A 24169-nucleotide genomic window follows, 5' to 3' on the forward strand; every position below is an offset into this window, starting at 1 on the left:
GGCCTCTCCGCAGGCTGCTCAGGGGCTCGGCAGCTCCGGGCCGCCGTTCAGCAGCGGGGCGAGGAGGTCGCCCTGCTTCTCCACCCGCTTGAGTACCTCGCCAGCTGTGTACGGCTTGGTCGACGGTCGCTTCCCGGCGGCGCCGGCCTCGACCTCGTCCCAGGTCAGCGGGGTGGACACCGACGGCACCGCCTGGGCGCGCAGCGAGTACGGCGCCACCGTGGTCTTGGCCGCGTTGTTCTGGCTCCAGTCGATGAAGACCTTGCCGGGGCGCAGGTTCTTGGCCATCTTCGACACGATCAGCTTCGGGTGCGCCTTCTCCAGCTCCTGCGCGATCCGCCTGGCGTAGGCGGACACGTCATCGGAGGACTGGGTGCCGGCGATGGGGCAGCAGAGCTGCATGCCTTTCTTGCCGGAGGTCTTGGGATAGCTGTCGATGCCGTCAAGAGCGAGGCGGTCTCGCATCAGCAGGGCCACCTGGCAGCACTGCTTCAGCGCGGCCGGTGCACCCGGGTCCAGGTCGACCACCATCATGTCGGGGTGCTCGCCGATCTTCCACTGCGGCGTGTGCAGCTCCAGCGCGGCGAGGTTGGCCAGCCAGACCAGGGTGGGCAGGTCGTCGCAGACCACGTAGTCGATGGTCTCCCGCCCCTTGCTCGACCCAGGGGCGGGCAGGGTTTCGGTGCGTACCCAGCCGGGGGTCGCGGCGGGGGCGTTCTTCTCGAAGAACGAGCCGCCCTCGACCCCGTTCGGGAAGCGGATCCGGGTCAGCGCGCGATCCTGGAGGTGCGGCAGCAGCACCGGGGCGATTCGGGTGTAGTAGTCGATCACCTCGCCCTTGGTGAAGCCGGCCTTCGGGTAAAGGATCTTGTCCAGGTTGGACAGCTCCAGCGCGTGCCCCTCGACGTCCACCTTCAACCGGTCAGCTGGCATCGTCGACCTCCTCGGGCGGCTTGTCGGGGCGCAGGCGCAGGATCCGGGGGAAGCGCAGCCGCCCGTCGGGGGTGCGCTGGCCGTACTTGATTTCCACCACCACCCGGGGGGTTACCCAGATCGCGCCCCGGGCATCCTCGCGCGGCACGTCCCCGGCGAACGGCGACGCGGCGGTGCGCAGTGGTTCCAGCTCGCGCAGCAGCTCGCGTTCCAGTGCCGCGCCGATCCCGCCGCCGACCCGGCCGCGGAAGGTGAGCCGCCCGTCCGGCCGGGGCACGCCGACCAGCAGCCCGCCGATCTTGCGGGCGCCGGGCCGCCAGCCGCCGACCACGAAGTCGCCGGTCACCTCCAGCTTGACCTTGACCCAGTCCGGGGAGCGGACGCCGGGCCGGTAGGCCGAGTCGATCCGCTTGGCCATCACGCCCTCGAGGCCGTGCTCGCCGGCGGCCTCCCAGGTGGCCGGGCCGTCGGCGAAGGCGGGCGGCACCGCCCACCGGGCGGCGCCGAGCCCGAGCGACTCCAGCGCCGCGCGCCGCTCCCGGTAGGGGCGGCCGGTCAGGTCCTCGCCGCGCAGCCGGAGCAGGTCGAAGATCATGTACGTGACGGGCATGGTGGCCGCCAGCCGGGCCGCCTTGGCCGGGTTCCGCACGTGCATCCGCTCCGCGAGGGCGGTGAACGACGGTTGCCCGGCCTCGTTGAAGAGGACCACCTCGCCGTCGAGCAGCGCGTCGTCGACCTGCTCGGCCAGCGGGATCAATTCCGGGTACGCGGTGGTGATCTCCACGCCGGAGCGCGCGTACAGGTGCTTGTCGCCGTGGGAGATGTCGGCGAGCGCGCGGACCCCGTCCCACTTGAATTCGTACGCCCAGCCGGCACCGGCCGGGAGCTGCCCGGTCATCGCGAGCATCGGCTTCAACGGCGCGCCGGGCACCTCCTGACTGTAGTTGCCGGCGGAAGCGCGTGCGTCTCGTTCGATCATTTGCGATTCTGGTCAGAACCGGGGAGAGGAGCGCGGAATGCGGGCCATCTGGAAAGGAGCGGTGTCGTTCGGCCTGGTGTCGATCGGGGTGAAGGTCTACTCGGCCACCGAGGAGAAGGACATCCGCTTCCACCAGGTGCACCGCGACGACGGCGGCCGCATCCGCTACAAGCGCACCTGCCAGGTCTGCGGCGAGGAGGTCAGCTACGACGACATCGCCAAGGGGTACGACATCGGCGGCGGCGAAATGGTCATCCTCACCGACGAGGACTTCGCCGAGCTGCCGCTGACCACCTCGCACGCGATCGACGTGCTGGAGTTCGTCCCCGCCGAGCAGGTCGACCCGATCCTCTACAACAAGGCGTACTTCCTGGAGCCGGAGAGCTCGGCCACAAAACCGTACGTACTGCTGCGCGACGCACTGACCGACTCGGAGCGGGTGGCGATCGTCAAGGTGGCCCTGCGCCAGCGGGAGCAGCTGGCCACCCTGCGGGTACGCGAGGGCGTGCTGCTGCTCAACACGATGCTCTGGCCGGACGAGGTGCGTACCCCGGACTTCGGTTTCCTCGACGAGGACCTGAAGGTCCGCCCCCCGGAGCTGGCCATGGCCAGCTCGCTGATCGACTCGATGGCCGGCGAGTTCGAGCCGGACGCCTTCACCGACGACTACCGGGCGGCGTTGCAGGAGGTCATCGACGCAAAGATCGAGGGGCGCGAGGTGGTCCAGCCGGAGGAGGAAGAGGCGGCACCGGCCGCCGCGGTGGACCTGATGGCCGCGCTGAAGGCGTCGGTGGAGCGGGCGCGGGCCGCGCGGGGCGAGGCGCCGGCGGGCGGCGGGGCCGAGCCGACCCCGATCACGTCGGCACGGTCGGCGCAGCAGGCGGCCAAGGCGGCGAAGACGACCAAGGCGCCGACGAAGACCGCGGAGAAGAAGGCGGCCGCGAAGAAGGCACCGGCGAAGAAGGCCGCCGCCAAGAAGGCCGAGCCGGCGAAGAAGGCCGAGCCGGCGAAGAAGGCGGCAGCCAAGAAGACCGCGGAGAAGAAGGCCCCCGCGAAGAAGGCCGCCAAGAAGGCCGCCCCCCGCAAGACAGCCTGAGCCCAGCGTGGGCGTCAGGAGGGGGCCCCGCTCTACCACCGAGGCGTCGACAAGGGCCCCCTCCTTCTCACTTACTTGCCGCCACCGGCCCGGAATGCCACCCAGGCGTCGCTCATCCGGTCCGCCTGTCCCGGGGTGAACATGTTCATGCAGGCGTCCTGCGTGTAGTCCATGAAGTTGTGGATCGGGTCCAGCCCGGGTGCGGCGCAGGTGTCCGCGCCCACCGGGCAGTTGAACTGGGGCGCCGCCTCCCGCGGAGTGTCCGCGACGTAGTCGCCGGCGGCGGAGCACCCGTGCGCGAAGGTGTGCTCCAGCATCAGCCAGTGCCCGACCTCGTGCGTCAGCGTGTCACCCAGGGCGTACTTGCCCGCCGTTCCGCCCGGCATCGACTCGTCGAGCATCACCACGCCGTCGATGTAGTCCCGGCCGTTGTTGTAGCCCTTCGGGAAGTACGCCCAGCCGAGGAGCCCGCCGCCGATGTTCGCCGCGTACACGTTCAGGGTGCGGGCGTCGCCGGTGTACAGCGCCTTCTTCATGTCCCGCTCGTTCTTGCCCGGCACGACCGTGTACCAGTTGCTGTTCACCGTCCACGTCGTGTCGACGAGCGAGAACCGGAACGGCGTGTCGGAGGCGTCCGCCGCCGTGCGGCCGCCGAACGAGTCGTTGAGCACCGTCATCTGGGCCGCGATCATGGTGTTCCACCGGTTCGTCTCCGCCGCCGTGAGGGGGTGGTCGGAGATCATGTGGAAGACGGTGGGGATGGTGACGCTGCCGTTGGGCAGGCGCGGCGAGTCCTTGATCACGCCATAGGCTTTTGCCTCATTCTCCGAGTACAGCGCCGGCTCCTGGGCGGTGGCGCCCTCCTTGACCCGCGCCGCGCTGTGCCCCTCGGCGCCCGGTTCGCACGCCGCAGCACCCGGGGAGGCGGTGACGGGTGCCGCCGTGGCCACTCCGGCGGAGGCTCCACCGGCCGCCAGGAATGTCGCGGCGGTAGCGGTCAGGACCGCCAGCTGGAAAGTCGATCTTCTGCGCATCGTTGCACCTTTCATCGCATCGGGGATGGAGGCAGCGCGGCCTGGACGGAGGGCCGCCGCGACCAGGTGACTGACGTCGTCGTTCCGGTATGAGAACACGGCGTTGGCGTCGACAACAGACCCAGGAGAGTCGATCCCTCCGTCCTGTCAGCCCCGACCGAGCTTCTCGGTGGGGGTGATGCGGACGATCACCCGCTCCTCGCCCGGCTGGCGGAACGGGTAGGTGTCCTGCCCGAGATACTTCTTCGCCAACCGGTCGATGTGCTCGTCGGCGCCCTCGGTGACCAGCTCGGCGGTGCCCTTCACCCAGAGCGTGCGGAAGTCGTTCGCCTTGTCGACGACGGAGACCGCGACGGCCGGGTTGCGGGCGATGTTGACGTGCTTCTGCCGGCCCTTGGCGGTGTTGAACAGGATGTGTTCGCCGTCGGTGTCCACCCAGACCGGGGTGACGTGCGGCGTGCCGTCGGCCTCGATGGTCGCCACGTGGGCGAGCTGCGGCTCGGCGAGCAGGGTCAGGTCTTCTTCGGTGAGGATCCCCATGGCGGTGAACGTACCCGCCGGTGCCGATTGCCGCCCTTCGTCACCAACATCCGGTCCCGCTCGTCGAGGGCTGAGCTGCCCGGAACTCCACCGGCCGTAGGAGCACGGGCGGCGTCCGGCCGGGTACCGTGTGCGCTGGTCTCGACAGCGGCCCCGGCCGCACCCACCCACCCAGCAGGGGAGTCGACGTGAGCGAGCGTGTGCAGAACCGGTCGGCGGGCCAGGGCCCGGGCACCAAGGCGCAGCGACGGCTGGCCGCCCAACTGGCGGCGAAGAAGGCCGCCGAGGCGAGGCGTCGCCGGCTGGCGATCCTTGGTTCCGCCGCGAGTGTCCTGGCCGTGGTGGCCCTGGTCGGTGGCATCGTCTGGCTGAACAGCGGCGACGACAAGCAGTCCGTCGCCAGCTCGTCGGCCAACCCCACCGCCGAGGCCTCCGACGAGCCGACCGCTCCCGAACCGCAGCTCCCCGAGGGCGCCGACCCGGCGCTGAAGACCAAGCCGCAGGTCGGCCCGGGCACGGGCGAGCTGAAGAAGCTCACCGTCACCACCCTGATCAAGGGCAAGGGCCCGGCGGTCAAGGCCGGCCAGCAGATCACCACCAACTACGTGGGCGTGTTCTACAAGGACGGCAAGGAGTTCGACTCCTCCTGGAAGAACGGCCAGCCGGCGACCTTCGGGATCGGCGTCGGGCAGGTCATCCCGGGCTGGGACCAGGGCCTGGTCGGCGTGCCGGTGGGCAGCCGGGTGCAGCTCGACATCCCGGGCGAGCTGGCGTACGGCAACGAGTCGGTGGGCGGCCGGCCGGGCGGGCCGCTGCGCTTCGTCGTCGACGTGCTCGCCGCGCAGTAGGTCACAGCAGGCTTCCTTCCGGTCACCCTGCGGCAGTAGGTTCGGGGTCATCGCGGGCGGTCCACCCGCCCGCGACGACCTGCCCAACGACGCGGAGGTGCACGTGGCGCTGGACGACCCCGGCCTGGCCCGGCTGATGTGGATGCACTTCGAGCCGGTCCACGCGGTGACCTACTTCCACCCCCGGGCCCGGGCCGCGTACGAGGCGGTCGGGCTGCGCGGCTACTGGCGGGGCTACTTCGCCGGCCGGGCCGCCCCGTTCGGGCCGGTCGACGCGCCGATGGTGATCGCCGCGTTCTTCAGCTTCGCGCCGGCCATGGTGGCCCGGGCCGTGCCCGCGGTGTGGCGGCTGGCCACTCCGCAGGAGGCGCTGCGGGCCCGGCTGACCGGTGCCGTGCAAGCGCTCGCCGAGTTCACCTACGAGCTGCCCGAGTCGCACCTCGTCGAGGCGGCGGACCTGCTGGAGGAGGCGGCCGGGCGGGTCGAGACGGCCGGCCGGGTGCTCGGCGCGGCCAACGCCGCGCTGCCCCGGGGCGAATATCCGCTGGCCCGGCTCTGGCAGGCCGCCACCACCCTGCGTGAGCACCGGGGCGACGGGCACGTCGCGGCGCTGGTCACCACCGGGCTGGACCCGATCGAGGTGGTGGCCTGGCGGTGCCGGCTCGACCAGTCCCGCGAGTTCCACCAGCTGGCTCGCGGCTGGACCGACGAGGAGTGGGCCGCCGCCGAGCAGCGCCTGGTCGAGAACGGCTGGCTGACCGCCGAGCACACGCCGACCGAGCACGGCAGGGCGGCGTTCCGGGTGGTTGAGGAGGCCACCGACCGGGCCGCGCTCGGCCCGTGGCGGGCGCTGGGCGCGGAGCGTACGGAGCGGCTGCGCGAGCTGCTCGACCCGATCGCGAGCCGGTGCCGCACGATCATTCCCCCGCAGAGCCCGATCGGCCTGCCCGCGCAACGTACCCCCACCGGGCAGGCCACCGCCCCGGCCCGCTGAGCACCGCTCGGACCGTCCGGCAGGATGGGTACGTGGTGGACGCTTCCCCCACCCGGTTGATCGCGGCGGCGCTGGCCGCGACCGACGCGCTCACCCCGGACGTGGTGGCGCAGCTCGGCTGAACGACTTGCTCCTGACGCGGCGTCAGGTCCTAGCGTCGGTTGCTGTCGCCGCAGGGTGCGGCGACAGCGAGAGGGAGTGGGACGTGGCGTCCACCTGGCGGATCGGCGAGCTGTGCCGGCGTACCGGGCTCACCGTCCGGACCCTGCACCACTGGGACCACGTGGGGCTGCTTCGGCCGTCCGCGCGCACGTCCGCCGGTCACCGGCTCTACGACGAGGGGGATGTGGACCGGCTGTACCGGATCGTCGCGCTGCGCGAGCTGGGCCTGCCGCTGGAGACCATCGGCGTGCTGCTGGACGGCGGCGGGGACGGCGGCCCGGAGCTGGCCGGGCTGCTCGACGACCACCTGGCGCACGTGGAGCGGCAGCTCGCCGCGCTGGGCGGCCTGCGCGACCGGCTGGCCATGCTGGTGCCCGCTGTACGCGCCGCCGGGGGTGCCGCGCCCGTCGACCTGCTCGCAGTGATCGAGGAGGTGACCAAGGTGGAGGACACGATCCGGAACTATTTCACCGAGGACCAGCTCGCCGCGTTGGCGCAGCGGCGGGAGCAGGTCGGTGAGGCGGCCATCCGCGGCGTACAGGACGAGTGGCCCCGGTTGATCGCGCAGGTCCAGGCGGAGCTGGACGCCGGGACCGACCCGGCGGACCCGCGGGTGCGTGCGCTGGCGCAGCGGTGGATGGAGCTGCTGGAGGCGTTCCACGGCGGGGACCCGGGGCTGCGGGACTCGCTCTACCGGATGTACGCGGAGAACAGCGCACAGATCGCCAGCGAGCACGGCGGCCCGACGCCGGAGCTGATGGACTACGTGAAGCGGTCGGTGGCGGCGGGCTGAGCTGCGGCAGGGCGGGCCGGCTGGGCGGGACCCGGCCGGCCGGCCCGCCCCGCCACCGCTGGTATGTCCCGCATCACACCTCTCCTGCCCCGGATCACCTCGTTGTACGTTTTTCCCGGCGCGTCCGATCGGAATGATCAGGGAGCGTCCGGGTAGCGCAGCCGACGGGCACGTGTCGGGGTGAGAGGACGGCGATGCAGGCGATCGTGTACGAACGCAACGGGGACGTCTCGGTGCTCCAGCTGGCCGAGCGCCCGATCCCGGAGCCGGGCCCCGGCGAGGTGCTGGTGCGGATGGCCGTGTCCGGGGTCAACCCGACGGACTGGAAGGCCCGCCGGCAGTGGCCGCTGCCGGCCGGCTGGCAGATCCCGGGGCAGGACGGCGCAGGGGTGATCGAGGCGGTCGGCGAGGGCGTCGACCAGATCCTGATCGGTGCGCGGGTGTGGGTCTGGGAGGCCGCCTGGCAGCGGCCCTGGGGCACCGCCGCCGAGTACACGCTGGTTCCGGTCCGGCACGCGGTGCGCCTCGGCTCCGCCTCCTTCGACCTGGGCGCCTGCCTCGGCATCCCGTTCCTGACCGCGCACCGCTGCCTCACCGCCGGCGAGTTCATGCCGGACAAGCTGCACGCGGGCGCGCTGAGCGATCACGTGGTGCTGGTGCAGGGTGGGGCGGGCGCGGTGGGCAACGCCGCCATCCAGCTCGCCCGCTGGGCCGACGCCTGCGTGATCACCACGGTGAGCAGCCCCGAGAAGGCGCAGCTCGCGGCGGCGGCCGGGGCCGACTTCGTGATCAACTACCGCGAGCAGGACGTGGTCGAGGAGGTCCGCAAGATCGCGCCCGACGGGGTGCACACGATCGTCGAGGTGTCCGCGGCCCGCAACGCCGCCACCGACGTGCAGATCCTGCGCAACGGCGGCGCGGTCTGCGTGTACGCCGACGACGGCGGCGGGGAGGTGACCTTGCCGATCCGACCGCTGATGGTGCCGAACGCCCGCTGGCAGTTCGTGCTGGTCTACACGGAGCCGAAGGCGGCCAAGGCGCAGGCGGTGACGGACGTGGCGGCGGCGGTGGCCCAGGGCGCGATCCGGGTGGGTGAGGAGGCCGGGCTGCCGCTGCACCACTACCCGATGTCGGCGGCCTCGGCGGCGCACCGGGCGGTCGAGGACGGCGCGGTCGGCAAGGTGCTCATCGCCACGGCCGAGGCGTGACAACGCGAAACGGATTTCGCCGACATCGGGGCAGAGGCGAACAAGTTTCGCAACAATGGACCTGCGGGTCGCCCCGCATGGACGGGCGGCCCCGGCGCGGTGCGAACGCCGGGGCCGCCCTCTGGGGAGGGATGTCGTTCAGGAACGCGTCCCTACCTGTGCAGGCGACGGTACGCCGGAAAGTGTTACGGCGCGGTCAGTTCGCGTACCTCCAGCCCACCTTCCGCGTACCGCGAGCGCACCACCTTCTTGTCGAACTTGCCGACGCTGGTCTTCGGCACCGCGTCGATGAAGGCCCACCGCTCGGGCAACTGCCAGCGGGCCACCGACTTCGCCAGGAAGTCCCGCAACTCCTCCGGGGTGACCGAGGCGCCCTCCCGGACCACCACGGTGGCCAGTGGCCGTTCGTCCCAGCGCTCGTCCGGTACGCCGACCACGCACGCCTCCAGCACCGCCGGGTGGGCCATCAGGGCGTTCTCCAGCTCCACTGAGGAGATCCACTCCCCGCCCGACTTGATCACATCCTTGGCCCGGTCGCTCAGCCTGATGTATCCGTCCGGCGAGAGCGTGCCCACGTCCCCGGTACGCAGCCAGCCGTCGCGGAACTTCTCCTCGTCCGGGGCCTCGTCCCCGACGTACCGCGCGGTCACCCACGGGCCGCGGACCTCCAGCTCGCCCACGGAGGCCCCGTCGGCGGGCAGCGGCTCGCCCAGCGGGCCGACGATGCGGGCCTCGACCCCGGCCGGGATGCGGCCCTGGGTGTAGCGGTAGCGCCAGGCCGTCGCGCCGGTCACGCCGGCGGGCGACCGGGAGACCGACCCCAGCGGCGACATCTCGGTCATGCCCCAGGCGTGGATGACGTCGATCCCGTGCCGCTCGTGGAACGCGTGCATGAGCGCCGGCGGGCAGGCCGAGCCGCCGACGATCACCTCCTTGAGCGAGGAGGTGTCGACCTCGTGGCCGTCCAGGTGGGCCAGCAGGTCGGTCCAGATGGCCGGTACCGCGCCGGCCAGGGTGGGCCGCTCGGCGGCGATCATCGCGGCGATCGGCTCGGCCTGGAGGAACCGGTCGGGCATGATCAGCGACGCGCCGGAGAGGAACGCGGCGTACGGGAGGCCCCAGGCCATCGCGTGGAACATCGGCACGATGGGCAACTCCCGGTCCGTCGGGCCCAGCCCGAAGCTCTCCGGCAGGCAGACCTGCAACGAGTGCAGGTAGATGGAGCGATGCGAGTAGGCGACCCCCTTGGGGTTGCCGGTGGTCCCGGAGGTGTAGCAGAGGGCGGCGGCGTCACGCTCGTCCACCTCGGGCCAGTCGTAGACGTCCGGCTTGTCGGCCAGCAGGGCGTCCCAGTGGTGTACGGCGATCCGGTCGCCGGCCGCCGCCAGCAGCGGGGCCGGGTCACCGCCGCCGACCACCACCACGTGCCGCACCGTGGTCAGCTGGCCGATCACCCTGGCGAGCAACGGGATCAGCGTGGTGTCGACCAGCACCACCCGGTCCTCGGCGTGGTTGGCGATGTAGGCGACCTGGTCCGGGAAGAGCCGGATGTTGAGGGTGTGCAGCACCGCCCCCATGCTCGGCACGGCGAAGTACGCCACCAGGTGCTCGTTGTTGTTCCACATGAACGTGGCGACCCGCTCGTCACCGGTCACCCCGCACTCGTCGCGCAGCGCGTGGGCCAGCCGGGCCGCGGCCCGCCCGACCTCGGCGTACGTCATCCGGCGGGGCTCCGCGCCGGTCCAGGTGACAACCTCCGCCGTGCCGTGCACACCTGAACCGTGTTCGAGGATCCGGGCGACCTGGAGAGGGACGTCCATCATTGTGCTACGCATGGGTAACAAGTTAGTGGCGTCCGTCACATTCAGGAAGCCCCGGAACCGCCGACCCCGCCCGGGAAGCTGCGTAGATTGTCCGGGTGAGCATCTCGTGGGCTGACTCGTACGTGGGACAACTACGGGCTTTGGCCGGTGACCGCACCCTGATGTTCGTCGGGGCCCGCGCCGTGGTCCGGGACAACGCCGCCCGGGTGCTGCTGATCCAGCGCTCCGACAACGGCCAGTGGGCGATGCCGGCCGGCGCGATGGAGCTGGGCGAGTCGATCGCCGATTGCGCCGTCCGGGAGGTACGCGAGGAGACCGGCCTGCGCGCCCTGCGGGTGAGCGCGTTCGCCCTCTACACCGGCCCCGACCGCACCCACACCAACATGTACGGCCACACCTACCAGATCTTCACCACCGCGTTCCGGGTCGACGAGTGGGACGGGGACCTGCTCCGGATGACCGACGAGACCACCGACGCCCGCTTCTTCCACCCGGAGGAACTGCCCCACCCGCTCTCCGCCAGCGTCATCGAGACCCTCGCCGACCTCGACGTCTTCGAGCAGACCAACCGGCTGATCCTCAAGTAGCCCCGGCGGCCCGGCCCGGCCCGGCCCGGCCCGCCCGGCCCGGCGCGCGGACGGCCGGGCCACGCCGGCCGGCGTCCGCCGCGCCACGCGCCGTCTCCCGGTCAGAGCATCGTCTGCGACTTCGACTCCATGTCGGCGGCGGCCTCGTCCTTCGACTCCTTGACCAGCGGCTTGCCGCCGGGGGCGGCCGCCTTCCCGCCGAGCGGATCGGCACCGCCCGTCGCGCCCTGCGGGCCGGTACCGCGCAGTTGGTGGTTCGGCATGGCCAGGGTGACCAGCACCGCGAGGATGGCGATCAGCCCGGTGGTCAGGAAGACCAGGTGCAGCGACTCGACGAACGCGGCCTGGATCGCGGCCCGGACCGGGGCGGGCAGGGCGAGGATGGTCGCCGGTTCGTTGATCGAGATCTTGGTGCCGCCACGGGCCGCGACCGCCGCCTGCTCGGCGGGCGGAAGCTGCGCGATCGCGGCCGGCAGTCGGCTGGCGAGCTGGCCGGTGAGCTGCGTCGACAGCACCGCGCCGAGGATCGCCACGCCGAACGAGCCGCCCAGCGAGCGGAAGAACGTCGCGGACGAGGTGCCGGCGCCCAGGTCGCGCGGGTCCACCGCGTTCTGCACCGCCAGGATCAGCGACTGCATGCACAGGCCCAGCCCGACGCCGATCACCACCATGTAACCGAACGCCACCCAGACCGAGGTGGCCACCTGGAGCTGCCGGAAGAGCAGCATGCCGGCGACCAGCACCGCCGAGCCGGCCACCGGGAACCACTTGTAGCGCCCGATCCGGCTCATCGCCCGGCCGGTCAGCACCGAGGTGATGATGATGCCGGCCATCATCGGCAGCATCAGCAGACCGCTGCGGGTCGGCGAGGCACCCTTGACGATCTGGAGGTAGAGCGGGATGAAGATGATCGACCCGAACATCACCAGACCAAGCACGAAGCCTGCCGAGTTGGCCAACGCGAACGTGCCGCTGCGGAACAGCCGCAGCGGCAGGATCGGCTCGCTCACCCGGGCCTCCTGCAGGACGAAGAGCACGCCCAGCACCGCCCCGGCCACGAACAGCCCGATGATCACGCCGGAGCCCCAGGCGTACTGGGTGCCGCCCCAGCTCAGCGCCAGCAGCAGGCAGCTCACCCCGGCGACCAGCAGCAGCGCCCCGAGCCAGTCGATGGCGTGCTGCCGCTTCTCGAACGGGACCAACCGCATGACGTGGTAGCAGACCACGATGGCGAGGATCCCCAGCGGCACGTTGATGTAGAAGATCCAGCGCCAGTTGGTCTGCGCGAAGTAACCGCCGACCAGCGGGCCGGCCACCGAGGACAAGCCGAAGACCGCGCCGAAGAGCCCCTGGTAGCGGCCACGTTCCCGGGGGGAGACAACGTCCGAGATGATGGTGAAGGCCAGGGTCATCAGGCCACCGGCGCCCAGCCCCTGCACGCCCCGGGTGAGGATCAGCTGGGTCATGTTCTGCGACAGGCCGGCCAGCAACGAGCCGACCAGGAACGTGCCGATCGAGAACAGGAAGACCGGACGACGCCCCCGCAGGTCGGCCATCTTGCCGTAGAGCGGCGTCGAGGCGGTGGAGGCGAGCAGGTACGCGGTGACCACCCACGAGTAGTGGTTGATCCCGCCCAACTGGCCGACGATGGTGGGCAGTGCCGTACCGACGATGGTCTGGTCCAGCGCCGCCAGCAGCATCCCGGTCATCAGACCGAACATCAGCAGGCGGAGCTGACGGGCGTGCAGCACGGGACGACCGTGGGCCGGGGCTGTCATTGCGCCCGCTTTCCCACCTACCGCAGAACATGCCCCCGAATCGGTGCGCAGGCTGGGCCAGGAGGTGACCCGCCGACCGGACCAATGCCGGCTCGCGCCGCACCCCCGGCCGGACGCATACAGGTTTGGCCGGACCGCCTCGGGGGACCCGAAGGGACATGGCAGGAGCAGCAGCGGAAGATCGCCGGCTCACCACCGTGGTGGAGAGCTGGTCGGGGCGTCCCGTGCTGGTCGTCGGCGACGCCATGCTGGACGAGTGGCGGTTCGCGGAGTCCGAACGGCTCTGCCGCGAGGCCCCCGCCCCGGTCCTCACCCTGCGTCGGCGCATCTCTGCCGCCGGTGGTGCGGCGAACACCGCGGTCAACATCGCCGCCCTCGGCGGGCGGGCCGCGCTGGTCTCCCCGGTCGGCGCGGACGCCGCCGGCGACGAACTGCACGACTGCCTCGACCGCGCCGGCGTCTGGGACCGGACGGTGAACCAGCCCGGCCGGCCGACCCCGGTCAAGCGGCGGATGCTCGCCGGCAACCAGATCCTGCTCCGCGAGGACTCCGGCGAGCCGGACGACGCGCTCGACGACGACGGGGTGGCCCGCCTGCTGACCGCGCTGCACTGCGCGACCGAGGAACTGCGGGCGGCCTCCGGGGATCAGCCGCTCACCCTGGTCGTCTGCGACTACGGCCTGGGCGCGCTGCCGAGGGCGCTCCGCGCCTGGCTGGTCGCCAACCGGGACCGGTACGCCATCGTGGCACTCGACGCGCACGACCTGGCCGACTGGCGCGGCCTCAACCCCACCGTGGTGACCCCGAGCTTCGCCGAGGCGACCCGGCTGCTGGCCCGCGCGGCGGCCGGCTTCGGCACTGGGGACCGTACCCCGGCTCGCGGAGCCACCGCCGGTGACCTGCACCTGGATCCGCTGGCCGAGCCGACCGACGGCCCGTCCGAGCTGGTCGTCGGCGCGGCACCGGGCGGCGCGGGTGAGCGGACGCCGGGCGAGGCGGCTGAGCGGACGCCGGGCATCACCGGTGAGTGGACGCCGGGCAGCCCGCACCCGACCTCTGGCGCGCCGGCCACCGCCCGGCCCGACGCGGGACCCGCCGACCCGCCGTCCGCCGACCGGTCCGGCGCGCTCATCGGGCCGACCGGCGAGCCGGCCCCCGGCGAGGACCGGGTCGCGCTGACCGGGGACGGGCTCAGCGTCACCGGCACCGGCGTCACCGTGAACGCGACGGCCGGCGAGGGCGTCGACCGGGCGGTGCTGGCCGAGTCGCGCCTGGCCGAGCTGCACGCGCACACCGGCGCGGACGTGGTGGCGGTGACCCTGGACACCGAGGGCGCGGTGGTCGGCGCGGCCGACGGCGAGCGCCGGCGCAGCCACAGCACCCCGGTCCCGGCCAGCCACGCGGTGGGCGCGGGGGACGCGTACCTGGCGGCGATGACCCTGGCGCTGGCGGCGGAGGCGAGCCTGCCGACCGCCGCCCAGCTCGCCCAACTCGCCGCGACCATCACCGTCTCCGACACCGGCACCTGTGTGTGCCGGCGGGAGGACCTGCTGGACGCGCTGGGTGCCGGGACGGAGGGCTCCGGCCACCCGACGCTGGTCGAGGCGGAGGAACTGAGCGCCCTCGTCGCCGAGCACCGCCAGGCGGGCCGGTCGATCGTCTTCACCAACGGCTGCTTCGACGTGCTGCACCCAGGGCACGTCCGTTACCTGACCCAGGCCCGCGCGCTCGGCGACCTGCTGATCGTGGCGGTCAACTCGGACGGCAGCGTACGCCGGCTCAAGGGGCCGGACCGGCCGGTGAACCCGGTCGAGGACCGGACCGCCCTGCTCGCCGCGCTGGAGTGCGTCGACCACGTGGTGGTCTTCGAGGAGGACTCGCCGGCGAAGCTGATCGAGGCGGTGCGCCCGGACGTGTACGTCAAGGGCGGCGACTACCCGCCGGAGATGGTGCCCGAGGGGCCGCTGGTACGCCGGCTCGGCGGGCAGGTCCGCACCCTCGGGTACGTGCCGGACCGTTCCACCTCGGCGATCATCGACCGGATCCGCGCGCAGTCGGTCACTCCCCCCGTCGGCGAGGGGACGGGCCGGCCGAGGTGAACCGACCGCTCGACCTCGGCACCCCGGAGCGGTTCCGCGGTCCCCGACAGCTCGACGTGCTGATCCCCACCCGCAACCGCCCCGCCGAACTGGCGGTCACCCTCTCCGGGCTGGCCGTGCAGGAGGGCGTACCCGACTTCGGGGTGGTGGTGAGCGACCAGTCCGACGACGGCCCGGCGTACGCCCACCCGGCAGCGGCCACCATGGTCCGGGCGCTGCGCCACCGGGGCCATCCGGTGTTGCTGACCCGGCGGCTGCCCCGGCGCGGGCTGGCCGAGCACCGGGCGTACCTGCTGGGCCAGTCGGCGGCCCGCTACGTGCTCTGCCTCGACGACGACGTCTGGCTGGAACCGGGCACGCTGGCCCGGCTGGTCGCCGCGATCCGGGAACTGGGCTGCGGGTTCGTCGGCAACGCGGTGCACGGCCTCTCCTACGCCGACGACGTCCGCCCGGAGACCCACGTCCACTACGAGGAGTGGCACGGCCGGCCGGTGCCGGAACGGGTCCGTCCCGGCACACCGGAGTGGGACCGGGCCGCCATCCACCCGGCGGCGAACCTGCTGCACGTCACCGAGAAGCTGCGGCTGCCGGTGGGGGCCTGGCGGGCGTACAAGGTCTCCTGGATCGGCGGGTGCGTGCTCTACGACCGGGCCAAGCTGATCGACTCCGGCGGCTTCGAGTTCTGGCGCCGGTTGCCGGAGCGGCACCAGGGCGAGGACGTCGCCGCACAGCTCGCGGTGCTGGAGCGGTACGGCGGCGCGGGAGTGCTGCCCAGCGGCGCGTATCACCTGGAGTCGCCGACCACGGTCACCGAGCGCGAGATCGAGGCGTGGGAGGTCGTCCTCAGGTGAGGAGCTCGCGGGCGGCCTCGACGACCTCGATCACCGGCACGTCGGAGACGAACGAGTCCTGGTGCGGGCAGTCGCCGTCGCCGGGGCGGTGCGGGTAGATGCCGGGCGTGCAGTCGACCCCGCAGACCGGGCAGCGGGTGATCCAGGCGGCGATCGGACGGTGCCGGGCACGCAGCGGGCTCGCCCCGTTGATCAGGTTCCCGATCCAGTAGACGCCCACCGTCGGCGTACCGACCGCACCGGCCAGGTGCAGCGGCCCGGTGTCGTTGGACACCACCAGCGCGCACCCGGCGTAGCAGGCGGCCAGCCCGCCGAGGCTGAGCGTGCCGACCTGTGGGCGGACCGGGACACCGGCCGCCGCGACCACCGCGTCGACGGTCTCCCGCTCGGCGGGCGTCCCGGTGACCAGCACCTCGTACCCGTCGCCGGCCAGCGCCCGGGCGACCTCGCCGAAACGCTCCGGGGGCCAGCGCCGGCGGGTGTCGGTCGCCCCGGGGTGCAGCGCCACCCGGGGGCGCTCCGGTGGGCCGAGCACCTCGCGGGCCTCCGCGCGGTCGGCGTCGGTGACGGCCAGGACGGGTGTGATGGTGGTGGCCGCCGCCCCGACCAGGGCCACCACCTCCAGGTAGCGGATCACCTCGTGCTGGTAGTAGACGTACCGGGTCCAGCGGTCCAGCGGCGGGGCGTCCTCGGCTCGCAGGCCGGCGGTGACCCGGGCGCCCAGGCCGGCGACGAGCGGGTTGGAGTTGGCCCCGCCGCCGTGCAGCTGCAGCGCCACGTCGAAGCGTTCCTGGCGGGCCGCCGCCAGGAAGTCGGCCATCGCCACCGGCGGCTCGTCCGGCCCCGCGCCGCGGATGCCGGGTGCGGGCGGCACCACCAGCACGCGGTCCACGGGGCCGGGGCGGTCGCGCCAGAGCGCCGCGTGCCACGGCGCGCCGAGCAGCACGATCTCCGCCCCGGGGTACGCGGCCCGCAGCGCCTCCAGCGCGGGCAGGGTGAAGATGAAGTCGCCGAGCGCGTTCGCCCGCAGCACGGCGATCCGCTCGACGTCGGGCACGCGCTCGCCCAGCGGGCCGAGCGCCGAGAGGGTGGCCATGCGACCGCTACGGCCGGTCGATCTCGTCGAGCGTGGTGTCCGGGTGGTGCATCTCCCGGTCGGCGGCCGGATCGGCCAGGATCCGCATACCCCCGGTGGCGGTGCGGGGGCCGGTGCGGCCGACGGTGATGGTGCGCGGCGCGGGCCGGGCCGCGCGCGGCAACCGCACCCGCAGCAGACCGTGATCCATCACCGCGTCGATCCGGTCCGGGTCCACCCGGGACGGCAGGTCCACCCGATACTCGAAGCCCCGCGTCTCGAAGCCGCCCGGGATGCCCTGGTCGGCGTTCACCTCGGCCTCCGAGCGGGCCCGCACGCACAGTTCCCGGTCGTCCAACTCGACGGCCACCTCCTCGGGCGCCACGCCGGGCAGGCGGACGACCACCTCCCAGCCGTCGGCGACCTCACCCAGCTCGACCTCCGGCGGGCCGGACCGGCCACCGACCAGGCGGCTCAGCTCGGACCGCAGCGACTGCAGCTCGCCCATCGGGCCCCAGCCCTGGTGCCGGTTGCGCCAGCCGCGCCCGCCGCTCTGTTCCGTCATCGCATGTCTCCGATCCGCTGGGTCGCCGAAGGGGGGCGCAGCGAGCTCGGGGCGTTCAGGTCGGCCTCCCGGTCGACGCCCACGCCCAGCCGGTCCACCAGCTCCCCGCCGAGCCAGGCGCTGAGGCCGAGGATCGCCACGGCCACCACCTCGATGGCGATCAGGGCTCCCCCGGCGGCCCGGGAGTCGGCGTTCAACCGGACCACCCAGACCGCGGCGAACAGCAGGATCACCGCGAGGTTGGCGGCCGCGTGGGTGAGCCCGACCTGCTTGGCGCGGGTGCCGGCCGGGAGGGCGAGCAGGTCGACCGCGCCGGCCACCGCGGCCAGCACGCCGCCGACCAGGCCGAACGCCATGTTCCAGTACGCGGCCTCGGCCAGGTACCGCGGCCCACCGGCGGCGTCGATCACATCGAAGATCACCGCCGTGATCAGGAGCGCCACCGGGAACATCACCAGCATCGGGTGCAGCGGGTGACCCAGCACCTTCAGTCGGCTCTCCATCCGGCCTCCAACGGTCGCGTCCGAGCGCGCTGCGGGATAGCCCCTACCCGCCGGTCCGGGGGGCAAACCTCGCGTTCGACGCGCTCACCTAGGCTGACGATGGCGGAAGCCGGGCGTTCGCGCCCCGGAATCCCCAGCACCATCAACGGACGGGGGAGGAACACGTGACGACGGAGATCACCTCACCGGGGGAGCTGCGCGAGCTGCTCGGCCCGCCGATGCAGCGGGCGCTGGACAAGGAACGCACCGTGCTGCACGCGCGGGACCGGGAGTGGCTGGCCGCCTCGCCGTTCTGCCTCGTCGCCACGGCCGGCGCGGACGGCAGCTGCGACGTCTCGCCGAAGGGCGACCCGCCCGGCTTCACCCTGGTGCTGGACGAGTCGACCATCGCCATCCCCGAGCGGCCCGGCAACCGGCGGGCCGACGGCTACCGCAACATCCTGGCCAATCCGCACGTCGGCCTGATCTACCTGATCCCCGGCCGCACCGACACGCTACGGATCAACGGCCGGGCCCGGCTGGTCCGGGACGCGCCGTACTTCGCGGACATGGTGGTCAAGGGGCACCGCCCACTGCTCGCCATCGAGGTGGCCATCGAGCAGGTCTTCTCCCACTGCCCGAAGGCGTTCCTCCGCTCCGAGCTGTGGCAGCCGGAGACGTGGCAGCCGGACGTCCTGCCGACCCGGGCCCGGCTGGTCAAAGAGGTGGAGGCGCCCACCGCGAGCCTGGCCGACCTCGAACGCCACTACGGCCCGGACTACGTCAAGACCATCTACGGCTGATCGCCTCCGCGCCGCCCGGCGGTCGCCGCGCCCCGGCCCGGTCTGGCGCTCCGCCGACCGTGCCGGTGCGACGGCGATCAGTTCGACGGGGAGAAGCGCGCCGGCACGCCGATGTCCGACAAGGCCCGGGCGAGGTGCGGGGCCATGGTCTTGACGTAGGCCGCACCGATGTGCGAACCCCCGCGGTAGATCAGGACGTTGCCGAACACGACCGGGCACTTCTCGGTCGGGCAGACGGCGTCGAACAGGTCGATCATCTTGACCTTGGGCATCCCGGCCACCGCCTTCCGCTGCATCCGGTAGGCCGGGTCCTGATCGTGGCGCTCGCGGTCGAACGCACAGGCCGACAGGTGCTTTCGGTTCTTGTCGGCACACTGCACGATCGCCGGACCGGGGTGGGGATTGTTGGCGAGGACGATGACCTTCGTGCCCACCGAGTCGAGCTTCTTCCACGAGGACCGCACGCCGGCCACCATCGCGTCGACCGACGCCCCCTTGCCCGAGGCGTCGAGGGCGGTCGCCGCCGACTGCGAGGTGACGACGTAGTCGGGACGCTCCTCGACCAGTCTGCGCAGCAGCGTCCTGTTCCACTCGATGCAGTCGGTGTAGAGCTTGTCGGACCCGTCGCCCTTGAGGACCTTGGCGCTGGTGAACGCGCACGCCCCCTTGGCGGCGATCACCAGCTTCCAGTCGTTCTGCTCGGCGAGCACCTGGAACGCCGGCAGCCACTGGTCCATCTTGGAGTCGCCCACCAGGGCGACCGTGGTGGCCCCGTCGGGTTTGCCGTAGGTGCACCACAGGACCTCGGCCCCCGCGACCTGCTGGAAGCACTTGTCCCGGTTGGTGACGGGCACATCCATGAACCCCTGGCGGAGCTTCAGGGGGTCCGGCGAGATGAAGTCGAACCGCTCCGGCACCGGGCCGATCGGGGCGGTGCCCGGCGTGGTCGACAGCAGCGCGGCGCCAGGCGCGTACCGGCCTCCGCTCGGCGTTGCGGCGGCCGCCCACGCGCCCGTCAGGACCAGGGCGAGGCCGGCGCAGATCCCGGCCATCGTGAAGTTGCCACCGAGGCTCAACGCGAGACGCGGCGACTTCGAGATCGCCCGCGAGTACCGCAGTGGGTTCTCCACGAGCCGGAAGGTGAGCCAGGCGGGGACCACCGAGGCGAGCGCCACCGCCATGCCGCGGGTCAACGACAGATCGTCCCAGTACGCGGCGGCCACGATGAGCATCGGCCAGTGCCACAGGTACAGGGAGTACGACAGGTCACCGACCCACCGGAACGGGCGCGTGCCGAGCACCAGGACCGGACCGCGCGAGCCCGCCGCGGCTCCGGCCGCGATCACCGCAGCGGCGCCGAGCGTGGGCAGCGCGGCAGCGTACCCGGGCCACGCCGTGTCCGCGGTCACCAGCAGCGCTGCTACCACGATCGCGGCGAGACCGAGCCACCCGAGGATGACGGCCAGCGCCCGCGGCATGCGCGCGGCGCGGGTCGCGATCAGGGCGATGCCCGCCCCGATCCCGAGCTCCCACAACCGCGTCGTGGAGACGAAAAACGCGCGCTGCGGGGAGGCCGCCGTCGCCACGATCGACCAGACGAACGACGGCACCGCCAGGATCGCGAGACCGACCCACAGGACCGGCCGCACATTCGTCCGCCGGAGCCTCCGCGCCGCGAGGATCGCGAGGATGATCAGCAGCGGCCAGACCAGGTAGAACTGCTCCTCGACGGCGAGCGACCAGAAGTGCTGGACCGGCGAGGGCGGAGTGTCCGCGGCCAGGTAGTCGACCGCACGGTCGGCGAATCGCCAGTTCACCACGTAGATCGCCGCGGCGGCGATGTCGCCGCCGATGCCCTGCCACTCGCCCCTGGGCACGAACAGCCGGACCGCCACGGCGCTGGCCGCCAGCACCACCGTCGCGGCGGGCAGGATTCTCTTGGCCCGCCGTGCGTAGAAGCCCAGCAACGAGACGCGGCCGGTGCGCTCGATCTCGGTTATGAGCTGCCCGGTGATGAGGAAACCCGAGATCACGAAGAAGACGTCGACCCCGACGAAGCCACCCGGAAGGAACGGCAGCCCGGCGTGGTACAGCAACACCAGCCCGACGGCCACGGCGCGCAGCCCGGCGACGTCAGCCCGGAAGCGAGTCGACGAGGGCTCCCGGTGCGACTCGCGGCCGGTCGCCGTGCCCGGCAGGGTGCCGGGGCCCGCCGGGGAGACCGGGACGTCCGCCTTCTCGAGGTGGGAGCTTCCCCGGGCGGCAGCGGTCGTCAACTCCGCGGAAGTCATCACGATCCTCAAGCTTGGGGGGCTCCGGCCCGGGAACGATAGCGGCTCGTCACGCGGGTGGGCAATCCTGAACGGCCCCACGCCGCACCCGGTCGCCGGACGTTTCGGCCGCCGGCTGAGGGTACAGATCTCCAGACGGCCCACCGCGTCACGCGGCGCTGGAAACCCCTGGACACGGGTCGAGGAAGGATGATGTTCGATGCCCACGAAGAACGGCTCGGGGCGCGGCAGCGGCTCGACCGCGACCACGAACCCTCCGGGCAACCAGACCCCGAGCACCCCCGACATCAACGAGAGCGAGATCGCCCGGCTGAAGGTGGACGAGCTGCGCAGCCGGCTGCGCGACCGGGGTGTCACCGGCACCTCGGACATGCACAAGCCGGACCTGGTCAAAGCCCTGGTGAAGAGCCTGCGCGACGCCCCCGGGTCGGCCTCGGGCTCCCGTTCCGGCTCCTCCGGCGGCGGCCGGTCCTCCGGCGGCGGCGTCCGCAAGGGCTCCCAGAACTCCAAGTCGATCAGGTACGCCCAGGAGGTCACCTCGGTCGACGACGAGCCGGAGCGGCCCGGCCGTAGCCTGGTCACCACCGACCACGACGTGATCCGGCGGTGGGCGGAGGCGCGCAGGGGCGTACCGGCCACGGTCGACGGGACCGAGCACGACGGGCGTGCCGGCGTACTCCGGTTCGACTTCCCGGCCAACGGCCGGGCGGACCGGCTGCGCGAGATCAGCTGGGAGGAGTGGTTCCGCACGTTCGACGAGCGGCGACTCAACTTCATCTACCAGGAGGAGCGCTCCGACGGCCGGCAGAGCAACTTCTTCCGGCTGGAGAACCCGGACCGCGAGGACGGCTGAGCACCCCCGACCGAACCGCGGAGCTTCCACCTCCCCGCTCGAGTGGGCCCGGTGGGGCCGGCCCCCGGGCCGCGCCCGCTGGGCTCGCTCCGTGGTGCGCCGGAGTCACCTATCCTCGACACACCCGTCCCCCACCACGCCGCCCCCGGAGCACCGTGACCAAGTTCTACGCCACCGTCTGCCTCCCCGCGCAGCCGGACGGCGAGGTGACCGACGCGGTCGCCGCAGCGCTCGCGCGGTACGACGCGCACGTCGGCGACGACTACAACGAGCAGTGGGAATGGGACTGGTGGCACATCCGAGGCGACCTGCCGGTCCGGCCTGAGCACGACGGCGACCCCCGGCTGGTCCACAACCCGGTCCACCGGGACGGGACGACCCGGCCCCGTCAGCGGCTGCGCTGCGACGGCGGACCGAAGCGGATGCTCGACCTGGACGCCCTGCGCTCGATGGCCGCCGACGAGGCCCGCGCCCAGTGGCGTGCCTGGACCGAACTGGCCCGCCAGCACCCGCCGGCCGAGCCGCTCTCCGTCCTGCTGACCCGCTACGGCGACGCGGACGAGGCGCGGGCGGCGCACCTCGCGCAGCCACTCGTGCAGGAGGTGGCCCAGCGTGCCATTCTGGGCGACCCGCACTTCGGCACGTACCTGCTGCTGACGGATCCGGTCGCGCACTTCGCCGGGACCGAGCAGGAACACGCCGACCGGGCCGCCCGGCAGGCCTTCTTCACCGCGGCGCTGGTCACCCTGGATGGCCGATGGGTGGACGCGCACCGGATGGGTGACGGGCGGGCGGACCACCTCGCGTACGACCGGTTCCGGGCCGCCTACCTCGACGAACTCGACGGCGACGCGGTCATCGTGCACGTCCTGTGCCACTGCTGATCCCGCCCACACCCAACCGAGTCTTCTCGTCGTCAGCGGCTGCGGTGGGCGAAGGGGTTCCGCCCCGAGGCGGTCAGGGCTCCCGCGCCGCATCCGCTCCCGGGCGTCCGAGTAGACCCTTCGAGGGCCGTCTCACCCCGGCCAACCACTGACCACCTCAACAACCAAGATCAGCCGTTAACTTGACACTCCCCTGGCTGGCGGTCTTGGCTGAACGGATTCCGGAGCGTTAGGAGTTGATTTCGCACGTGGGGGATCCTCTTCTGAATGGCCGGGGCCCCATGAACCGACTGCGTTGGGCCTGCTCATCCTCGGTGGCTTCGTGCTTCTCCTCGCCGGAGCCACCTACGTCATCGGTGAGCAGGTGGCCGGCCGTACCTGCATTGAGCGTGGTGTCGAGCTACTCGTGCCCGAACAGCGGGTTGCTGAGACACCCGAGGGCTACAGCGTCGGGATCCCCCGCGAGGGCGTCTGCCGCGTCGACTACCGGGTAGGGCTCTACACCGAGGTTTCCCTGAATCGCTGGGACTGGGCCGAAGGAGCTCTGGTCCTGGCAAGCATCGCCGGACTCACCGACCTCGTGTCGATAGCACTGTGGTGGCGAAGGCCACGCGGGGAAAGTCGGTCTCTGAACGACGAACCTAGTTAAGGGGCAGACAGCCGAGGAGAGTCAGTCTGCGCGGTCCCCCGGGCTGGTGCCAGAACTGCGGTGCCCGTCTGGGGTCACGGGTGGCCGGAGGCCATCGGCATGCCGACGCGTAGCGCCCTTGACGCCGGGCGGGTGGCGTAGAGGATGGGCACCCGGGGGATCGATCAGCCCTGGTCCTGGTCGTTGCGGTCACCGGACCGGGCGTGCCAGGCCAACACTGCCCTCCTCCCACCGTTACCCTCGACGGGTGCAGCAGCCAGAATCTCGGGACGCACAGCCACCTGTGTCTCGCTCGAATGGCGCTCATCGCCGATGCCCGGAATGCCGTGGTGCTGCGCGGCTTCCCGGCATGGTCAAGACCACCGGCATGGGTAAGGGAATGGGAAGCGTCTTCGGGCCTTGCCCCACCTGTGACGGTGTTGGCCACCTAGCCGAGGATGACCTGGCGGACTGACAGCTTGGGAACCGCACAAGGTCGTCTTTAGGTCCGAGGCTTTGCCTTGACCAGCTTGTGGCGCGTGGATGGCCCGCGCCGGTTCGAGCGGTCGGGCCTGCCCATCGGATAACTTGCCCTATGCCCGTCATTGATCTGAGTGCGCCGGTTCCCGCCCCGTCGCCTCGAAGGACGACTAACCCTCGGTTCTTGGCAGCGCTGGCAATAGTGGGCCTCGGGTGCCTCAGCGGGGAGCCGGTGAATCCCCCGCTACTCGCTCCCGAGGTGCGGTGCGAGTCACCGCAGGATTCCCTCGCGGCTGAGTTGGATCTGGCCGCCGCCTCGGCAACAGGCGCCCCACCGGGAGCTACCCCGAGAGTCCGCGTAGCGGTCGTTGTGGATTCTGAGA

22 protein-coding genes are annotated in these 24169 nt (G+C 72.2%); 12 read left to right on the forward strand and 10 right to left on the reverse strand.

From position 1 onward, the window contains the following. Positions 1-18 precede the first annotated feature (18 nt). The gene (gene ligD, locus ABZ570_RS15210) at positions 19-933 is read right to left on the reverse strand and encodes a non-homologous end-joining DNA ligase (RefSeq protein ID WP_358062667.1); all 915 of its coding nucleotides are present in this window, start codon (positions 931-933) and stop codon (positions 19-21) included. Continuing rightward, complete coding sequence (gene ligD, locus ABZ570_RS15215; RefSeq protein WP_358062734.1) at positions 923-1864, reverse strand: non-homologous end-joining DNA ligase; 942 nt, start codon at positions 1862-1864, stop codon at positions 923-925. The genes ligD (ABZ570_RS15210) and ligD (ABZ570_RS15215) overlap by 11 nt, the downstream gene beginning before the upstream one ends. Positions 1865-1949: 85 nt before the next feature. Between ligD (ABZ570_RS15215) and ABZ570_RS15220 the strand changes: the two genes are divergently transcribed. Further along, complete coding sequence (locus ABZ570_RS15220) at positions 1950-3008, forward strand: Ku protein (RefSeq protein WP_358062670.1); 1059 nt, start codon at positions 1950-1952, stop codon at positions 3006-3008. A gap of 71 nt (positions 3009-3079) precedes the next feature. Here the strand turns inward: ABZ570_RS15220 and ABZ570_RS15225 are convergent, their stop codons facing one another. Further along, positions 3080-4042, reverse strand: coding sequence for a zinc metalloprotease (locus ABZ570_RS15225; RefSeq protein ID WP_358062673.1), 963 nt, complete (start codon positions 4040-4042; stop codon positions 3080-3082). Positions 4043-4189: 147 nt separating this feature from the next. Next, a complete protein-coding gene (locus ABZ570_RS15230) occupies positions 4190-4582 on the reverse strand; it encodes a PPOX class F420-dependent oxidoreductase (RefSeq protein ID WP_358062676.1) in 393 nt (130 codons plus the stop codon). 188 nt (positions 4583-4770) lie between these two features. Between ABZ570_RS15230 and ABZ570_RS15235 the strand changes: the two genes are divergently transcribed. The 4 genes from ABZ570_RS15235 (at position 4771) to ABZ570_RS15250 (ending at position 8587) form a co-directional block, all read left to right on the forward strand. After that, positions 4771-5430: an FKBP-type peptidyl-prolyl cis-trans isomerase gene (locus tag ABZ570_RS15235; RefSeq protein WP_358062679.1), complete on the forward strand. Its 660-nt coding sequence runs from the start codon at positions 4771-4773 to the stop codon at positions 5428-5430. Between the two features lie 136 nt (positions 5431-5566). After that, positions 5567-6424 (forward strand): hypothetical protein, encoded by an 858-nt coding sequence (locus ABZ570_RS15240; RefSeq protein ID WP_358062736.1) that lies wholly within the window; start codon positions 5567-5569, stop codon positions 6422-6424. 205 nt (positions 6425-6629) lie between these two features. Further along, positions 6630-7379: a MerR family transcriptional regulator gene (locus ABZ570_RS15245; RefSeq protein ID WP_358062682.1), complete on the forward strand. Its 750-nt coding sequence runs from the start codon at positions 6630-6632 to the stop codon at positions 7377-7379. Between the two features lie 194 nt (positions 7380-7573). Beyond that, positions 7574-8587: an NADPH:quinone reductase gene (locus ABZ570_RS15250; protein ID WP_358062685.1), complete on the forward strand. Its 1014-nt coding sequence runs from the start codon at positions 7574-7576 to the stop codon at positions 8585-8587. Positions 8588-8772: 185 nt separating this feature from the next. Here ABZ570_RS15250 and ABZ570_RS15255 read toward each other — a convergent pair whose 3' ends face one another. Then, positions 8773-10407, reverse strand: coding sequence for a fatty acid--CoA ligase (locus ABZ570_RS15255; protein ID WP_358062739.1), 1635 nt, complete (start codon positions 10405-10407; stop codon positions 8773-8775). Positions 10408-10505: 98 nt separating this feature from the next. Here ABZ570_RS15255 and ABZ570_RS15260 point away from each other — a divergent pair, with 98 nt between their 5' ends. Continuing rightward, on the forward strand, positions 10506-10997 hold the full coding sequence (locus ABZ570_RS15260) for an NUDIX domain-containing protein (protein ID WP_358062688.1): 492 nt from the start codon (positions 10506-10508) through the stop codon (positions 10995-10997). A gap of 101 nt (positions 10998-11098) precedes the next feature. On the opposite strand, the gene ABZ570_RS15265 is transcribed toward ABZ570_RS15260, so the two are convergent. Continuing rightward, positions 11099-12748, reverse strand: a complete 1650-nt coding sequence (locus tag ABZ570_RS15265) for an MDR family MFS transporter (protein ID WP_358062691.1) — start codon at positions 12746-12748, stop codon at positions 11099-11101. A gap of 185 nt (positions 12749-12933) precedes the next feature. Here ABZ570_RS15265 and rfaE2 point away from each other — a divergent pair, with 185 nt between their 5' ends. Then, positions 12934-14874: a D-glycero-beta-D-manno-heptose 1-phosphate adenylyltransferase gene (rfaE2, locus tag ABZ570_RS15270; protein ID WP_358062694.1), complete on the forward strand. Its 1941-nt coding sequence runs from the start codon at positions 12934-12936 to the stop codon at positions 14872-14874. Further along, on the forward strand, positions 14871-15725 hold the full coding sequence (locus ABZ570_RS15275; RefSeq protein WP_358062698.1) for a glycosyltransferase family A protein: 855 nt from the start codon (positions 14871-14873) through the stop codon (positions 15723-15725). The genes rfaE2 and ABZ570_RS15275 overlap by 4 nt, the downstream gene beginning before the upstream one ends. On the opposite strand, the gene ABZ570_RS15280 is transcribed toward ABZ570_RS15275, so the two are convergent. Genes ABZ570_RS15280 through ABZ570_RS15290 form a run of 3 tightly spaced genes read right to left on the reverse strand, consistent with a single transcriptional unit; the run spans position 15718 to position 17868 of the window. Further along, positions 15718-16821, reverse strand: a complete 1104-nt coding sequence (locus ABZ570_RS15280; RefSeq protein WP_358062701.1) for a glycosyltransferase family 9 protein — start codon at positions 16819-16821, stop codon at positions 15718-15720. The two genes, ABZ570_RS15275 and ABZ570_RS15280, sit on opposite strands and share 8 nt — an antisense overlap. 7 nt (positions 16822-16828) lie before the next feature. Then, positions 16829-17365: an Hsp20/alpha crystallin family protein gene (locus ABZ570_RS15285; protein WP_358062704.1), complete on the reverse strand. Its 537-nt coding sequence runs from the start codon at positions 17363-17365 to the stop codon at positions 16829-16831. Beyond that, positions 17362-17868, reverse strand: coding sequence for a DUF2231 domain-containing protein (locus tag ABZ570_RS15290; RefSeq protein WP_358062707.1), 507 nt, complete (start codon positions 17866-17868; stop codon positions 17362-17364). The genes ABZ570_RS15285 and ABZ570_RS15290 overlap by 4 nt, the downstream gene beginning before the upstream one ends. A gap of 164 nt (positions 17869-18032) precedes the next feature. On the opposite strand from ABZ570_RS15290, the gene ABZ570_RS15295 reads away from it, so the two are divergent. Then, entirely contained in the window at positions 18033-18650 is a 618-nt protein-coding gene (locus ABZ570_RS15295; RefSeq protein WP_358062710.1) for a pyridoxamine 5'-phosphate oxidase family protein, read from the forward strand. A gap of 77 nt (positions 18651-18727) precedes the next feature. Here ABZ570_RS15295 and ABZ570_RS15300 read toward each other — a convergent pair whose 3' ends face one another. Continuing rightward, positions 18728-20941, reverse strand: a complete 2214-nt coding sequence (locus ABZ570_RS15300; RefSeq protein ID WP_358062713.1) for an acyltransferase family protein — start codon at positions 20939-20941, stop codon at positions 18728-18730. 199 nt (positions 20942-21140) lie between these two features. Here ABZ570_RS15300 and ABZ570_RS15305 point away from each other — a divergent pair, with 199 nt between their 5' ends. The 3 genes from ABZ570_RS15305 (at position 21141) to ABZ570_RS15315 (ending at position 23327) form a co-directional block, all read left to right on the forward strand. Beyond that, on the forward strand, positions 21141-21794 hold the full coding sequence (locus ABZ570_RS15305) for an SAP domain-containing protein (RefSeq protein ID WP_358062716.1): 654 nt from the start codon (positions 21141-21143) through the stop codon (positions 21792-21794). Between the two features lie 155 nt (positions 21795-21949). Next, positions 21950-22678 carry a hypothetical protein gene (locus tag ABZ570_RS15310; protein ID WP_358062719.1) on the forward strand — a complete coding sequence of 243 codons (729 nt, stop codon included), beginning with the start codon at positions 21950-21952 and terminating at the stop codon, positions 22676-22678. A gap of 295 nt (positions 22679-22973) precedes the next feature. Then, a complete protein-coding gene (locus ABZ570_RS15315) occupies positions 22974-23327 on the forward strand; it encodes a hypothetical protein (RefSeq protein ID WP_358062722.1) in 354 nt (117 codons plus the stop codon). Positions 23328-24169: the final 842 nt, after the last annotated feature.

Origin of the sequence: Micromonospora sp. NPDC007271 (genome assembly GCF_040634005.1) — a bacterium.
Classification (GTDB): domain Bacteria; phylum Actinomycetota; class Actinomycetes; order Mycobacteriales; family Micromonosporaceae; genus Micromonospora.